We start from the raw sequence: 15208 nt of genomic DNA, 5'->3' as shown, positions 1-15208 counted from the left end.
ACAGGAGTAGCCACTACGGCAAATGAATGTTAATAATAGCGACTTAAAATACGCGAGATTGTTCAGGGATAATTCATCCGTCATGATTTGTCGTTTAAAAACCCAGATCACTGACTTGAACAATTTTAAAGCGCTATCATATAAGTTTCTATTTGCACAATAATTGAGATGTTTTCATGAGCCAAAGTCATATCCGTATTCGAGGTGCACGTACCCACAATTTAAAAAATGTGAGCCTCGATATTCCCCGCGACAAGTTTGTGGTGATTACGGGACTTTCAGGTTCAGGTAAATCCTCTCTCGCTTTCGATACCTTGTATGCTGAAGGTCAGCGCCGCTATGTAGAATCGCTGTCTGCCTATGCACGGCAGTTTTTATCGCAAATGGAAAAACCTGAAGTCGATTCGATTGAAGGTTTAAGCCCTGCGATTGCCATTGAACAGAAGTCCACCAGCCATAACCCACGTTCGACTGTGGGTACTATTACTGAAATTTACGACTATTTACGTCTGCTCTATGCGCGAGTCGGCACGCCTTTTTGCCCTGAACATGACCTACCGATGGTGGCACAAACCATTTCGGAAATGGTTGATGCAGTCAAAACCCTCGAAGAAGGCACTGCATTAATGTTGCTTGCACCTGTGGTGCGTGAGCGAAAAGGCGAATACAGCAATCTGTTTGAACAACTGCAAAGTCAAGGTTTTGTTCGTGCCCGTGTGGATGGGGAAATTATTGATATTGATTCACCGCCTGAACTGGACAAAAAGAAAAAGCACACCATTGAAGTAGTGGTGGACCGTTTTAAAGTCCGTGATGACTTGGGTAACCGTATTGCAGAAAGTTTTGAAACCGCCCTACGTTTAGGCGGTGATATTGCAGTACTGTCATGGATGAAAGGTGAACATCCTGACCGTGTTTTTTCAGCCAAACACTCTTGTCCTAAATGTGACCGTGCTGTAGCAGAACTAGAACCCCGCCTATTTTCCTTTAACAACCCCTTTGGTGCCTGCCCTGTCTGTGATGGTTTAGGCACACGCAGCCATTTCAGTGCCGACAAACTCATTCCAAATTCAGAACTCTCGATTAGTCAGGGTGCCATTCGTGGTTGGGACAGACAACGCCCGTATTACTACAGCATGATTCAAAAAGTTGCGGATCATTTTGAATTGTCACTCGATACCCCGTGGAACGAGCTGGATAAAGACACCCAGAAGAAGTTTTTATACGGCACAGGCAAAGAAAAGGTCGATCTCAGTTATATCGATGAGCGTGGACGCAAGCACAATCGCGTACAACCTTTTGAAGGGATTTTGCCGCATCTTGAGCGTCGTTACCGTGAAACCGAGAGTAACTATGTACGCGATGATTTGGCACAGTATTTATCCAATGCAGCTTGTGATGCCTGCGGTGGTTCACGTTTAAACGAAATTTCCCGCAATGTACGTGTCAAAGACAAAACCATTGCCGAGATTACCCAAATGGCGATTGGCGATGCTGAGACCTATTACCAAAGCCTAAATTTAACCGGTGCCAAAGGCGAAATTGCCGACAAGATTTTTAAAGAAATTCGTGAACGCTTACATTTCCTCGTGTCTGTCGGGTTGAACTATCTGAGCCTGTCGCGTTCGGCCGAAACCCTGTCGGGCGGTGAAGCACAGCGTATTCGTTTAGCTTCGCAAATTGGTGCAGGCTTGATGGGTGTCATGTACGTGTTGGATGAACCCTCGATTGGTCTGCATCAACGTGACAATGACCGTCTACTGGAAACCTTAGTGCGCTTGCGTGACCTCGGCAATACCGTGTTGGTGGTCGAACATGATGAAGATGCTATTCGCGCTGCCGATCATATTATTGATATTGGCCCAGGTGCGGGCGTGCATGGTGGTGAGATTATTGCCGAAGGTACGGCAGATGAATTGGCACGTCATGAAGATTCACTCACAGGGCAATATCTGTCGGGTAAACTCAAAATTGCTGTGCCTAAACAGCGCACGCAACCGCCACGTCCTGACGAACAGATTAAGCTCATGGGTGCTGCTGGTCACAACCTGAAAGATGTTGACCTCACCATTCCACTGGGTGTGATGACCTGCGTCACAGGCGTGTCTGGTTCAGGTAAATCGACCCTGATTAACCGTACCTTATTACCATTGGCAGCGACCCAACTCAACGGAGCAACCACTCTTACAGCCGAGAAGTTCGACTCGATTGATGGCTTGCAATTCCTCGATAAAGTCGTGGATATTGACCAAAGTCCGATTGGACGTACTCCGCGTTCCAACCCTGCCACCTATACAGGTTTATTTACCCCAATTCGTGAGTTGTTTGCGCAAACGCCAGAAGCCAAAGCACGCGGTTATGCGGCAGGTCGTTTCTCCTTTAACGTGAAAGGCGGACGCTGTGAAGCCTGCGAAGGCGACGGCATGATTAAAGTTGCCATGCACTTCTTGCCAGATATGTATGTGCCCTGCGATAACTGTCATGGTAAACGTTATAACCGTGAAACTTTGGAAGTCGGCTACAAAGGCAAAAACATTTCTGATGTGTTGGACATGACGGTTGAAGATGCCATGCATTTCTTCGATGCCATTCCAGTCATTCACCGTCGTTTAGAAACGTTGAACCAAGTTGGCTTGGGTTATATCCGTTTGGGGCAATCTGCAACCACACTGTCTGGCGGTGAAGCTCAACGGGTAAAACTGGCACGTGAGTTGGCAAAACGCGATACGGGTAAAACGTTGTATGTACTGGATGAACCGACCACAGGTCTGCATTTTCATGACATTGCCAAGTTGCTCGACATCCTGCATGAGCTACGCAACAAAGGGAACACCATTGTGGTGATTGAGCATAATTTGGATGTGGTGAAAACCGCAGACTGGATTATTGACTTAGGTCCTGAAGGTGGCGCAGGTGGTGGGATGATTATTGCTGAAGGTACACCTGAAGAAGTGGTGAAAAATAAAATTTCACATACAGCAAGGTTCTTAAAACCGTTGTTGAAATAAGACTCTATTTCATGTAAAAGAGTCAGGAGAATTAATAATTTAGGCTCTTTTACATGGCTACACCTAGAGTGTTCGTTAGTTCAACTTGTTATGATTTAAAATATATTCGTGACAATTTAAGATATTTCATTACAACTCTAGGTTATGAACCAATTCTAAGCGAAGACGGTGCAGTATTTTTTGATCCTTCTTCTCATACCCATGATTCGTGTTTAACTGAAATTCCTAATTGCCAGCTCTTTGTTCTAATTATTGGTGGACGTTATGGTGGAAAATTTCAAGGCACTGAAGACTCTATTACAAATATGGAATATAGAGAAGCAATTAAACATAAAATACCTGTATTCACTTTAGTGGAGTCAGGGGTACTTCATGATCATCACACTTATTTAACTAATAAAAAAAATAAGGATATAGATCTTACAAAATTTAATTTCCCATCATCCGACTCTATCAAAATATTTGAATTTATTGATGAAGTTCGTAAAGCATCATCTAACAATGCTCTAGTGCCATTTAGAGATTTCAACGACATTGAATGTTATTTAAGAAAGCAATGGGCTGGAATGATTTATGACTTTTTAACAAAAAAAAGTGCTAGTGAAAAAATTACAGACTATTTAGAAGTTATTAGTCAAATGAATTCCCGAATAGAATTATTATCCCACGAAATTTTAAATTCAGTAGGAACCAAAAAAGCAAAACTAAATGCAATTTTTTATGAAGAAATGCTTAGTAATAAAGCTATACAAGATTTAACCTTCCTCGGTCTAAAACCAAAACCAGTAGATATTTTAAATAATCCAGATTTTACTTCTTACTGTAATCACTTTAATAAAGAACTTACTGTAGATAAAAAAGAAGGCTTTTCAATTACTGATAATGGAAGTATTTCAGAATCACGTCTCAAAAGTAATGAAAATAAATATTCTGAAATTCGAAACCTTATTCTTGAAACTCTGAAAAAAGAAAATATGAGTCTAGATGAATATTTAAATGATGAAGCCTAAATTTATTTAAATATTTTTTACTAGCCACTTAGACCAACTTTATTAATTATTTAATTGAAAAAACCAAAGCCCAAAACTAAAAGTAAATCACATGACAGGCGACATGGAGGTCACTCGTTTGACTGCGCTCAAGGGACTGAGCATCCGTCAAACACATGGGTTTTGTCACTTTTTCCCAGTCAAAAGTGAGGCAATTCCTACACAACAACAAAAAGCAACCACAGACTCAATATCAGGACGTGCTAAAAATAAGAAACATCAATACTCCTTTCTCAGACTCTACCTTCTGCAAATCTTGTCTACGATCAGAATCCTAAATTATTTTTCTCAATTTAAATCCAAATCACGTAAAATCCAACTCGGCTTTTATCAAAACAGAAGCCCTATGACTTTTCAATAACTCAATTACATTATCAAAATCATGAAAGCATTCCTTCTCAGCATGTCTTTGGGACTTGTTTCCCTATACACCTTCGCCGATGGCTATATCAATGAAAATATGATTGTTTTCACTTCAGAATCCGATGGCAGCGATGACCCGTGGCAAGCGCATCCCCAATGCACACCCAGTATTCAAGCAGGCGGCTCTTCAAAATCATGGCTAGTGCAATATTTTTATGCCGACCAAAGCCCCTTAACCTCAGGATTTATCACCACACAAAAACCGTCCAGCAAAGCCAGCGAATGCGAACATCTGGTGCATTTTCCAGATCAAGTGCAAGGTTCAGGAACATTTGAAAGTTATTATCCCAATGGCAAAATGCGCAGCCAAATTGAATACGAAGATGGAAGTTATCATGGCAAACTCACCTTCTGGCATGCCAATGGTTTAAAAGAGCAAGAGTCGACGATGAACCACGGCATTCTTGATGGGGAATATCGCATTTGGCACTCGAATGGACAATTGGCACTGTCCATGAAATATAAAGATGAGCTACAAAATGGCATGAAACAACGTTGGTATACTAACGGCAAGCCATGGACCTATGTACGCTTTGAACATGGTGAGATGCGTGGCGAACTCAAACAATGGTTTCACAACGGAAAATTGGAACGCCGAGGAGAATATCGCAACGGCCTCAGACAAAACCGCTATGAAATTTGGTACGAAGATGGCACACCCGAAGCTGTCTTAACTTACGATGCAGGAAGTATTGTCCAAGCCCAGTGCTGGAACGAAGCCGGCAAACCTCGCGCTCGCAATAGTTGTCTTAGCAGCTATCAAGATGAAGAATAATTCTGAATAAACACTGATTGATGCGGTGATAGGTCTAACCTTGCACCGCATTTTTCCCTTTCGCCTTCGCCTTAAATAAAGACTGATCGGCTTTATGAAATAATTCCAACCAACTTGCACCACCGATGGCATAGCCCGCACTGACAGACACATATAAATCGGGGACAAGCCCCACCTGCATATTTGCCCTGCCCACATCACGCCGAATCTGATCGGCAATGTTCAGCGCTTCTATCTCACTCATCTGCTCAAGCAAGACCAGAAATTCATCACCTCCGTAACGTACAATTAAATCTGTAGTACGTACATTGGCTTTTAAAATGTTTGCCACCATCTGAATAACTTTGTCTCCGATCATATGCCCATATTGATCATTTACTTGCTTAAAATCATCAATATCAATCACAATCAAACACAATTTTTCGAGTTTCTTAGGCTGCTTTTCTAAATGCCGAATATAACTCTCTAAAGCCAAACGATTTGCCACCCCAGTTAAAGCATCAGAATTGGCAATATTTTTTAATTGAAACTCCAAAGCATCTCGTTGCTGCAACATGCTTTCTAATTTACGTATCGCCGTAAACAATGAATCCACCCCTGAACCATGCTGTAATGCTTCTGTTGTCTCAAGTTTTGAGCCTTGAGATAAATTCAAAATTGTTTCGCGCGCCTGAATTAATGGTTCAAAAACCTTACGACGTGCATAGATCATGGTAAATAAAGCAGCAAACAAAGAAATAGTGGTCACAAAAAGGGTGAGATAAAATTGACGTTTGGCCTGTAATTTCTCTCGTTCTGCCACTTGCAAACTATAATCTAAAATATAGGTTTGCAAATTCACGACGGAACTGAATTTATCGACGATTTTTTGAGTTAACTCAGTACCCGATAATTCATAAGGTCGCCCTGAAATGCTGTCTTGTATCAAATGTTGTACCGTGCTTATACCCTGCTCAAGAAAATCCGTCTTTACTTTTTCATGTAATTGCATAAATTCAACAGTTTTATCTTGTTCAGGCAAAATGGTATTCACCAAATCCCATAAATAATGTGCCTGATGCTGAGTTTGTAAGGAACGTGCCAAATTGCTATCAGGCATTTTCTGTTTAAAGGTCACAGGGGCAATCACATTCGAAGCAACACGTCCTGCTTGATCACGCAAATCGGCTAAAATTAAAATCAAGGTATAATAATTTGAGGTGTGTTCATCTAGACTCTGCGAATGAATCACCATATTTTTCAATACATTATGGCTTACATCCCATGCTGCAAACATCTGTAATATGGCAGCATCCAATTGTTCCATATTGCGTTGTGTGCGGGGCAAAGTGGCATAAGCATCAACAGCATCACGCCCTTGTTGTAGCTGCGGTTGTAATTGCGTCACAATTTCGGCCGCTTCAGTATTAAATCCTGCCTCATTCAAGCGTAAAATTGTGCTTTGAATATGCTGATCGACCCCTTGTCGATATTCAGCTAATTCTTGTTGGTTTTGTGCATATTCTTCAGGGGTACTCGACATGACTTTATTGCTGGGTGCGCGTTCACGTGAAATTTTATTGGATAATTCGGCAACTGCACGCAGACTCTGAATTTCTGTTAAAGATAGCTGCGCCTGTTGGTAATTTTGGTGGCTTTTTAAAATAAGAGGTACGGAAATAAACAGTAACGACAGTACAATGACCAACATTGCACCCAATAATCGTTTACTTATATTTTCTGCCCGTAATGTTGCCATGAATATTATTAAATTTCGCTAAGTTGCTTCTTTATAGTTAAACCATAACATTGATAAAAGATGCAACGCTGAAAACGATATTTTAATTTGTTATTTTTGCTTTGCTTTGAGACATTTAAATTTAGCATAACAGATTGAATACCCAAAGGCAGCCTTAGACTGCTTTCATCTCATCTGCCCTGAAGCCTATTATAAATAGGGAAAAACACCAAGTTTATCTAAAGCATCTAGTGTGAGTTGTTTACGCATTGCCAATTGCTGCTCATTCTGCATCTGCATATTTAAGGCAAATGCCAAAATTTTACCATTGGGCTGTTGCACCCATCCCACATACCAACCCACCTGAGGTTGTACATCGGCTCCCCATCCTGACTTGGCATATAACTTAGCAACACCGCGACGCTCCACATATAACATTTCTTTCACCTCTTGTTGAACTTGTACATCAAAAGGTAAAGTCTGAGTCGCAAGTCTGTAAGCAAATTCAGCTTCTTGTTGTGGTGTAATTTTTAAGGGTCCATCTAACCAAAAACGATCGACCTGAGTCCCGATTTGAGCATTTCCATAACCGACACGATAAAGCTCTTTTTGCATCAACGGTAGACCAATACGTCGTGCTAAGGTTTGATAGACAGGAACGGCTGACGCTTGCATCGCCTGTGCCAAAGTCATGTCCTTTTCCCAACTTTCCAATGCACGTGCTTTGCCATCCCATGCAAATACTTCAGTGGTCGTGGTTTTATCCTGCTGCAAACCAATTAAAGCATTTAACATTTTAAAAGTTGAAGCTGGTATATAGGCAGTTTCGGCACGTTGGAAATCATTGCCAAAACGCTGCAATTTTTCCCCATCATAAGTCACAAAGACCACTGCGCTATCCACTGCTTGAAACATATGATTCAACTCAACCAATCGTGGTTGTTGCATCATCGACTGTTGCTGAATTTGATCCTTGACGGGTTGCTGGCTGCATGCGCTTAACAGCATCCAAGTTAAAACCGAACAAGATAGACCTTTTAGCATCCGCATTCTGACTTGCTCCATCACTTTTAGACCTATCATAGCCAGATTTTGACCAAACGGAATAAATTCCATTGAATTTGTTTACTTTTGATCCATTATGGTGCATAATGCACAACATTAGGGCGTTTTTAATTTCATCCTCAGCAGATATTTTTAAATTTCCCTGTTTTTTGGCGAAAAAATCCCAGTTTATTTACTTAAACTGGGATTTTTTTATTATACGATTAAATCGCTATATTAATTTCAACTCAATTTTACAGCATAAAAGCACTATATTAGTGCAATAAATCAGTTTCATGCTTCCCTGATTTACCTATTTAAGACACATCTACCATAACTAAAATGTATTTAGACAAGTTCACTGACTCCCTATAAGCCCAGTCTCTTGCAAATATGCACCACCTTAGCTCCTCTAGTTCTATGTGTTATTTTTAAGTCACATTTCATGTTTTAAAAAGCAAAAAAAAAGCCCAACCTTGGGGAAAGTTGGGCGATAAACTAAAACTTTTTGTGGAGAATCAGGCAGCTATCACACTATTTGCATGAAACATGATCTGATTACTCAATTATTATGTCTCTCTTTTCTTCAGATGTAAAGCCGATTAAATTACTTTGTTTTATACAAAAACACATTTAATACAGATTAAGAGAAGCAAGTCACATTAATAGTAAAAAATAGCTTATTAAAAGTACAATTGTTACATTTTTCGTAATATTTAATTAAATTTTGAACAATTATTCAGAATGAATCACAAATGATTGCTGCAATTTGATGAAACTTATCATTGTTTTTGACAATTACTTTTAAATAATTAATTTCTTTTTACAATTAAAAAGCTATCTTGTTTTGCCGCATTCTTGTGCCGAAAAATAAGAAAAGAATGAACTTATTCAATTGTAATCCCTGTCTTTTTTTAAAGGTTGACATAAATTTTTCTATCTGTCTACTTTATGTACATCACTTATTTCAAGTAAATGCGCACTGCAATCTGTAACACGCGTTTAATTGACTAAATAAATTGTTACAATACAATGCTAGTTGTTTAATTCATTCTAACAAACTGGTAACACTCATGAAAAAACTCGGTTTAGCCACTGCATTATTATTAGCCATGACCGGTGCTCAAGCATACCAATTCGAAGTACAAGGTCAGTCTGAATACATCGATGCATCTGCAGCAAACGACAAAGACTTTACTGGTGGTGTGCAAGGTACTTACTACTTTAAAGATGTAGATTCTTCTAAAGGTCCTTTAGCAGAAGCAGCTTTCTTAAACCAAGCTTCTAATGTTTCTTTGGCATACAACTATGCTGAATTAGGTTCGAACGGTTTTGATGTTACTGCACACAACTATGGCGCTAAAGCTGAAGCTTATATCCCAACTAAATTCGTTCCTGCTTATGCAAGCGCGTCTTACAGCCATACAATTCTTGACAGCAAAAACAACAATGCTTCTGACGATCAAGGCGACCGTTATGCATTAGAACTTGGTGCTTTAGCTGCGCCAAACTTTTTGGTTGCTGTAGGTTATACCAACGTTGCTGACCAATTTGCTCTTGATGCATTCAACGTAATGAGCAATGGTGTGGTTAAAGCTGTTGGTGAAACTGCAACGATTGGTGAAGACCAAGATGCAATCACTGCGCGTACTAAATATGTTGGTGCGATCTCTGATACAAATATGTCAATCGGTTTTGAATCTGGCCTTGTTTACGGTGATGCAACTGCATACCAATTGAAAACTGACCTTTATTTAAACCCTAAATTAAGTGTTGGCGCTTCTTATGCTGAATCTAGCTACGAAGGTACACCTGACTCAGCTTGGGGTGCAAACGTGAACTACTTCATCACTCCTGCAGTTGCTGTAGGTGCAAGCTATGTTAATGCGAATGCAAAAGATGTTGATCTTGACACGCAAACTGTTGGCTTAAATGCTAAATTCCGTTTCTAATTAATTAGATGCTGAATCAAAAAAGGACGCTACATGCGTCCTTTTTTATTGCTTATATGTTCGGGCTACGCACCAAACTCAAGAAATGAAGATGACGTTCATACTGATCAATAATATCTTGCAGTAAATCTTCCATGGTCCAGTCCATCACATCATAATTTTGTCCACCTTCCCGCAAAAAAACTTCGGCTTGATAAAACGGCTGATCTTGCACTCGTGCATCTGCCATAAAACTCGGTGGCTGAGTTTCACGTGAAACGACTTGATAAATAAAATTGATTTCATTGTGATGATCGACGCGCAATTGTAATCCCTGTTCAATCGGTCGAATGGTCACTTCAAGTTGACGACGCTGAAATTCCTTTTGTACTTGCAGAAAAGCGTGTTGCACATCGTGTTGTATAAACTGTTCCACCTCTTGTTGGGTATGCGGGTAATGCATGATCAGCCCCAAACGCTGCTGCCAACTACGTGGATTTTGAATGGCTCGTGGGGTAATCCGCGCTTCTTGCAGTGCTTGCATTTTGGTTAAATCCAAACTGAGTGCTTTGATTAAACCCCAACACATCAACAACATAATTAAGGTAAAGGGCAAAGCACTCATAATGGTGGCCGATTGCAATGCCGCTAAGCCCCCTGCCATCAAGAGAATAATCGAGAGCAGTGCAATTAAAACCGTCCAAAATAATCGCTGCCATAAAGGTGAGTTTTCACTTTCTGCGGTTAAGTAATCAATCACGAGTGAGCCTGAATCGGCAGAAGTGACAAAGAATAGCACCACCAGTACCGTCGCAATCAGGCAAGAAATTTGTGCAAATGGAAGATGCGTCAGAAACTCAAATAGTGCCACGGATGAATCGTGCTGTACCGCTGCAATCAAGGAGCTTTGCCCATCGTGAATAATACTGAACAGTGCTGCATTCCCCATAAAGCCCATCCAGATTAAAGTAAAACCCGTCGGGATAAATAACACGCCAACAATAAACTCTCGAATACTACGTCCACGGGATACTCGGGCAATAAACATCCCGACAAATGGTGACCATGAAATCCACCACGCCCAATACATAATGGTCCAACCGCCAATCCAGCCATTGGGTTGATAGGCATACAAGTTGAAGGTCATTGTGAACAAGTTGGAGATATATTGCCCTGCATTTTGAATGCTGGTTTGTAGGATATAAATTGAGGAACTCGCGAAAAAAACGAATAAAAGTAAAACCAGAGCAAGTATCAGATTCAACTCAGACAGGCGTTTAATCCCTTTATCCAAACCAAAGCCAACCGACAAAGCCGCTAAAAAGCTGACAAAGATAATCAGCCCCACTTGAATAAAAACACTTTGCTGAATACCAAATAAATAATTCAAGCCAGAATTAATTTGGGTCACCCCAAAACCGAGTGTGGTGGCCACCCCGAAAATGGTGCCCAAAGTAGCAAAGGTGTCGACTGCATCACCCACAGGACCATATATTTTTTTGCCGACCAGCGGATACAGTGCTGAGCGGACTTTAAGCGGCAAATTATGCCGAAAGGAAAAGTAAGCCAGTGATAATCCCACTAGTGCGTAGATGGCCCATGCATGTAAGCCCCAATGGAAAAAAGTAATCCGCATTGCTTGTTGAGCCGAAGCTAACGTTTCCCCTTCTCCAGTCGGTGGATTAACATAATGCATGACGGGTTCAGCCACGCCAAAAAACATCAGTCCAATTCCCATACCAGCAGTAAAGAGCATCGCAAACCAAGAGCTTTTACTGTATTCGGGGCTACTATGATCGGGTCCTAATTTAATTTTACCCATATCCGACATAGCGATAAAAATAAGTAAAATAAGAAAGAACGCAACTGCTAAGACATAAAACCAGCTAAAAGAATCAATAATCCATTGATTTAAACGCTTGGTTAAGTTTTCAAAACCACTTGGGTCAAATAAAATTAAAGCCAAAAAGAGCACGATAATGGCAACAGTACTGAAAAATACATTCCGTTTGACATTGGCAAATGGAGACGTCTTGATGGAAGGCATAATTTCCCCCAGAAGATTTTTATAAATGTAAAAAAATGAAACCAATCAGGTTAATTTCGCGAGTCTTATTAAGAAGTGAATATGTTAAATTTTAACAATTCTTGATGATGATAATAAATACTGTGAGCCGAGGCAGTTCAATTCCTGTAACGATTTACTGCGTTGCATTAGTCATTATTTTGCCGAGGATCATGCCGAATATATTGTAGCGCAATGAGTCTGGACACAATTAAGGCCAAATACATGACGCCACAAAACATTTGTAACATCGCCAAAATACGCGCTGCTGAAGTCATTGGCATAATATCGGATAGCCCTGTGGCCGACTGTAAACTAAAGCTTAGAAATAACAGGTTTAACCAAGATTGCAGACCCGCAGTTGGACTTTGGAAACTATTGGGCATCAGGAGTTGGCAAATATTGTATAAGAATGCAAACCCCCAAGCCATCAGGGTGAATACAGCGCCTGCTGCAAACATTTCATCTTTGGTCAAATAACGGTCTGCAAACATATAACGAACCAAACCATAGGCTGCCAAAAAATAAGCCAAACTTTCAAAACTGTGTGCAATCACCTGTATCGCTACGGTGTCGAAGCCCAACAAAATAAGAAAAGAAAAAATAAAAGCCCCACCGACAAAGCTTAAACCCAAAAAAGTATAAACTGGCGTTTGTCGAATTACTTTGGCAATGATGAGTAAGGCCAATACCCCCAGACACCACATAAATGCCCGATATGACAAACCCCGATGACCCATTATCGACAGCCACAACATACAGAATTGAACCAACAATAACCATGCCGATGGCAATAAGCGAAATCCTTTCCAGAAGTCGATCATCACTTGCATATTGGTCTGCCTTATCAATAAATGGAGTTATCTCAAATATTTGTTTCTACTTGTTTTGAGGAATCTTTTCTTTTGCTTATTCTTTTTTAGCGTATTTAGTGGGTTGGGTCTAGCAGATATTTGGTGTTCATTATTATGTGACGTTGAATACACAATAAAAAAGCCCCTAACGGAGCTTTTTTATTGCTAGATACAGAATTAGTGATCAGATGCGCCTGAAATACCAACGCCTGTCATCGAACGTACATACTGTGCGTCAAATGCTTTACGTTCTGCTTGGGCACGTGCAGAATTATCTGTCACAGAGAACAACCAGCAGCAGAAGAACGCCAATGGCATTGCAAAGATTGCAGGACCATTGAATGGGTTGATTGGAGTATCAGAAATACCCAAAGTGTCTACCCAAACTGCTTTCGCTAAGATAATGAGTACCACCGCAGTTACTAGACCCACCAAACCGCCAATCACTGCACCACGTGTAGTTAAGCCTTTCCAGAACATTGATAATACAAGCACTGGGAAGTTCGCACATGCAGCTACAGAGAATGCTAAACCTACCATGAAGGCAACGTTTTGTTTTTCGAACAAAATACCCAAAATCATTGCAAAAATAGCTAAACCTAAAGTTGCAATTTTAGACATACGAAGTTCAGATTCAGGTGTAGTTTGACCTTTCTTGAATACGTTTGCATACAAGTCATGCGAGATTGCAGAAGCACCAGACAATGTCAAACCTGCAACTACTGCAAGAATGGTTGCAAATGCTACTGCTGAAATGAAGCCCATGAACAAGTCACCGCCCAATGCATCAGACAAGTGAACCGCAGCCATGTTGTTACCACCAACAAGCTCAAGCTTGCCAGTCAGTGCCATTTTCGCAACATCAAGGAACTGTGGGTTGTTCGATACATAAAGGATCGCACCAAAGCCAATGATGAAAGTTAAAAGGTAGAAATAACCAATGAAACCTGTTGCCACAACTACGGACTTACGTGCTTCTTTTGCATCTTTAACGGTAAAGAAACGCATTAAAATGTGTGGAAGACCTGCTGTACCGAACATCAATGCAAGACCTAAAGAAATCGCATCAATTGGGTTCGCAGCCAGTTTACCAGGGCCCATGATATTGCCTGCTTCCGCTACAGTAATTTCATGTACTTTTGCAAAAACATCAATTGATTGAGAGAACATTTCAGAGAAACTGAAGCCCACGCCTTTCATGACCATAAATGCCATAAACGAAGCACCAGATAAAAGCATCACCGCTTTAATAATCTGTACCCAAGTCGTTGCCAACATTCCACCGAAGATTACGTAAGCCATCATCAGAAGACCAACAATCACCACAGCAAGGTTGTAGTTCAAACCAAATAGAAGTTTGATCAACTGACCTGCACCTACCATCTGAGCAATCAGATAGAATGCAACTACAACTAAAGAGCTGACTGCGGCAAGTGTACGTACTGGTTTTTCCGCCAAACGGAATGACACCACGTCAGATAAGTTGAACTTACCTAAGTTACGTAGACGTTCAGCCACCAAGAACAATACAACTGGCCAACCCACCATGAAACCCAATGAATACAGCAAGCCGTCAAAACCTGAGCTGAAAACCATTGCAGAAATACCCAAGAATGACGCTGCGGACATATAGTCACCCGCAATCGCTAAACCATTTTGGAAACCTGAAATTCCGCCACCTGCTGTATAGAAGTCTGTGGTACTCGTGGTTTGTTTTGCCGCCCATTTGGTAATAAACAAGGTAAAGCCGACAAAAATGGCAAACATGATGATGGCATGCCAGTTAGTCGCTTGCTGTTCAGCTGCACCTAAGTCTGGACCTGCAAGTGCGACACCTGAAGCCATTAGGGTTGTTGCAGCAACTGTAAGTGCTTTCAATGAATTCCATTTCATTAGTGCTGTCCTTTCTCGTGCGCAATTGCTTCAACTTCGCGGATTGCTTCTTCATTTAATGCATCAAGTTTGTTATTCGCGATATACGAATACACACCACATAAAACAAAAGACAATACAATAATGCTTAAACCCAATGGCATACCAATCGTGGTTACACCACCACTAAAGGAAGTCATTAAAAACTCTTTGTTATAGCCAACCAACAGCATAAAACCAACGTACACAACCAACATAATGATCGTCAGTGTCCAGCTAAGTTTACTTTTACGACTGACCATTTCCTTAAATTTGGGATTTTGTAGAATCTGGTTTACGTGAACCTCATCCATAATATTGCTCCTGTGAAGCGTCCAGCCATAGACGCATTTTTAATTTGAATTATTTCGTATACAAACTTAACAATGTTGTAGGGTTCTTGTAATTTAGACTTTGGTCTTTAAATTTTA

The 15208-nt window shown here is 40.7% G+C and carries 10 protein-coding genes; 4 read left to right on the top strand and 6 right to left on the bottom strand.

The features are described 5' to 3' along the window. Window positions 1-176 precede the first annotated feature (176 nt). From uvrA to M5E07_RS00745, 3 genes are all read left to right on the top strand, one after another. Window positions 177-3008, top strand: a complete 2832-nt coding sequence (uvrA, locus tag M5E07_RS00755) for an excinuclease ABC subunit UvrA (protein WP_252221084.1) — start codon at window positions 177-179, stop codon at window positions 3006-3008. A gap of 53 nt (window positions 3009-3061) precedes the next feature. Beyond that, the gene (locus tag M5E07_RS00750; protein ID WP_252221076.1) at window positions 3062-4018 is read left to right on the top strand and encodes a DUF4062 domain-containing protein; all 957 of its coding nucleotides are present in this window, start codon (window positions 3062-3064) and stop codon (window positions 4016-4018) included. 499 nt (window positions 4019-4517) lie between these two features. Beyond that, the gene (locus M5E07_RS00745) at window positions 4518-5255 is read left to right on the top strand and encodes a toxin-antitoxin system YwqK family antitoxin (RefSeq protein WP_252221074.1); all 738 of its coding nucleotides are present in this window, start codon (window positions 4518-4520) and stop codon (window positions 5253-5255) included. Between the two features lie 34 nt (window positions 5256-5289). On the opposite strand, the gene M5E07_RS00740 is transcribed toward M5E07_RS00745, so the two are convergent. Both M5E07_RS00740 and blaOXA read right to left on the bottom strand, forming a co-directional pair. Then, on the bottom strand, window positions 5290-6993 hold the full coding sequence (locus M5E07_RS00740) for a GGDEF domain-containing protein (protein WP_252221071.1): 1704 nt from the start codon (window positions 6991-6993) through the stop codon (window positions 5290-5292). 189 nt (window positions 6994-7182) lie between these two features. Beyond that, the gene (blaOXA, locus tag M5E07_RS00735; RefSeq protein ID WP_434087802.1) at window positions 7183-8022 is read right to left on the bottom strand and encodes an OXA-1036 family carbapenem-hydrolyzing class D beta-lactamase; all 840 of its coding nucleotides are present in this window, start codon (window positions 8020-8022) and stop codon (window positions 7183-7185) included. Window positions 8023-9089: 1067 nt separating this feature from the next. Here blaOXA and omp33-36 point away from each other — a divergent pair. Continuing rightward, a complete protein-coding gene (gene omp33-36, locus M5E07_RS00730; protein WP_252221069.1) occupies window positions 9090-9968 on the top strand; it encodes a porin Omp33-36 in 879 nt (292 codons plus the stop codon). Between the two features lie 52 nt (window positions 9969-10020). On the opposite strand, the gene M5E07_RS00725 is transcribed toward omp33-36, so the two are convergent. The 4 genes from M5E07_RS00725 to M5E07_RS00710 all read right to left on the bottom strand — a co-directional run bounded on the left by M5E07_RS00725 (window position 10021) and on the right by M5E07_RS00710 (window position 15091). Then, on the bottom strand, window positions 10021-11994 hold the full coding sequence (locus M5E07_RS00725) for a glycine betaine transporter (RefSeq protein WP_252221061.1): 1974 nt from the start codon (window positions 11992-11994) through the stop codon (window positions 10021-10023). Window positions 11995-12161: 167 nt separating this feature from the next. Continuing rightward, window positions 12162-12845: an ion channel gene (locus tag M5E07_RS00720; protein ID WP_252221059.1), complete on the bottom strand. Its 684-nt coding sequence runs from the start codon at window positions 12843-12845 to the stop codon at window positions 12162-12164. Window positions 12846-13043: 198 nt separating this feature from the next. Continuing rightward, complete coding sequence (locus M5E07_RS00715) at window positions 13044-14759, bottom strand: cation acetate symporter (RefSeq protein ID WP_252221057.1); 1716 nt, start codon at window positions 14757-14759, stop codon at window positions 13044-13046. Beyond that, window positions 14759-15091, bottom strand: coding sequence for a DUF485 domain-containing protein (locus M5E07_RS00710; protein WP_116759102.1), 333 nt, complete (start codon window positions 15089-15091; stop codon window positions 14759-14761). The genes M5E07_RS00715 and M5E07_RS00710 overlap by 1 nt, the downstream gene beginning before the upstream one ends. Window positions 15092-15208 lie beyond the last annotated feature (117 nt).

Origin of the sequence: Acinetobacter tibetensis (assembly GCF_023824315.1) — a bacterium.
Lineage (GTDB): Bacteria > Pseudomonadota > Gammaproteobacteria > Pseudomonadales > Moraxellaceae > Acinetobacter > Acinetobacter tibetensis.
Note: the sequence above shows the minus strand (reverse complement) of the source record. Positions and strands in the feature narration are given on the sequence as shown.

What these genes read in the sequence shown, in the direction of transcription:
- uvrA (WP_252221084.1), top strand. Translation starts at nt 177, where the DNA reads ATGAGCCAAAGTCATATCCGTATTCGAGGTGCACGTACCCACAATTTA.
- M5E07_RS00750 (WP_252221076.1), top strand. Translation starts at nt 3,062, where the DNA reads ATGGCTACACCTAGAGTGTTCGTTAGTTCAACTTGTTATGATTTAAAA.
- M5E07_RS00745 (WP_252221074.1), top strand. Translation starts at nt 4,518, where the DNA reads ATGATTGTTTTCACTTCAGAATCCGATGGCAGCGATGACCCGTGGCAA.
- M5E07_RS00740 (WP_252221071.1), bottom strand. Translation starts at nt 6,993, where the DNA reads ATGGCAACATTACGGGCAGAAAATATAAGTAAACGATTATTGGGTGCA.
- blaOXA (WP_434087802.1), bottom strand. Translation starts at nt 8,022, where the DNA reads ATGCGGATGCTAAAAGGTCTATCTTGTTCGGTTTTAACTTGGATGCTG.
- omp33-36 (WP_252221069.1), top strand. Translation starts at nt 9,090, where the DNA reads ATGAAAAAACTCGGTTTAGCCACTGCATTATTATTAGCCATGACCGGT.
- M5E07_RS00725 (WP_252221061.1), bottom strand. Translation starts at nt 11,994, where the DNA reads ATGCCTTCCATCAAGACGTCTCCATTTGCCAATGTCAAACGGAATGTA.
- M5E07_RS00720 (WP_252221059.1), bottom strand. Translation starts at nt 12,845, where the DNA reads ATGCAAGTGATGATCGACTTCTGGAAAGGATTTCGCTTATTGCCATCG.
- M5E07_RS00715 (WP_252221057.1), bottom strand. Translation starts at nt 14,759, where the DNA reads ATGAAATGGAATTCATTGAAAGCACTTACAGTTGCTGCAACAACCCTA.
- M5E07_RS00710 (WP_116759102.1), bottom strand. Translation starts at nt 15,091, where the DNA reads ATGGATGAGGTTCACGTAAACCAGATTCTACAAAATCCCAAATTTAAG.